The following is a 373-nucleotide window of genomic DNA, read 5'->3' on the forward strand; positions in this document are numbered from 1 at the left end:
GGAAATGGTTCCCCCGAAAATGCTGGAGGACGGGGTGGTGGCCCTGGAAAAGACCAGCCCCAGCGTGAAGAAAAACGCAGCGGTGGGCGGCCTGGTCGCCCTGTTCCTTGTCTGCGCAGCCATAACCCTGAGCGTGGTGCTGAACGATACGGTAAAAACCGAGGATGATATCCAGAAATATCTGGATCTGCCGGTGCTGGCCGTGATCCCGGCCAAGGAATCCGTCAGCGACAGCGGGGAGATCGAAGGGCAGAGAAAACGGAAGACGTCGAGAAGAAAGGCAGGGAAAGCCAATGGAAAATAAAATCCGCCTCTCCCAATATGAGGTAAGCGATTATAACTATGTGGAAGCGATCAAAACGCTGCGTACCAA

1 pseudogene is annotated in these 373 nt (G+C 54.7%); it reads left to right on the top strand.

The annotated features are described in order from the left end of the window. Positions 1-304 (top strand): annotated as a pseudogene (locus GPL15_RS24165) (polysaccharide export protein); the annotation flags it as partial. Between the last annotated feature and the right edge of the window lie 69 nt (positions 305-373).

The sequence above is a fragment of the Clostridium sp. MCC353 genome (assembly GCF_018785315.1).
In the GTDB taxonomy this organism is placed as follows: Bacteria; Bacillota; Clostridia; order Lachnospirales; family Lachnospiraceae; genus CHH4-2.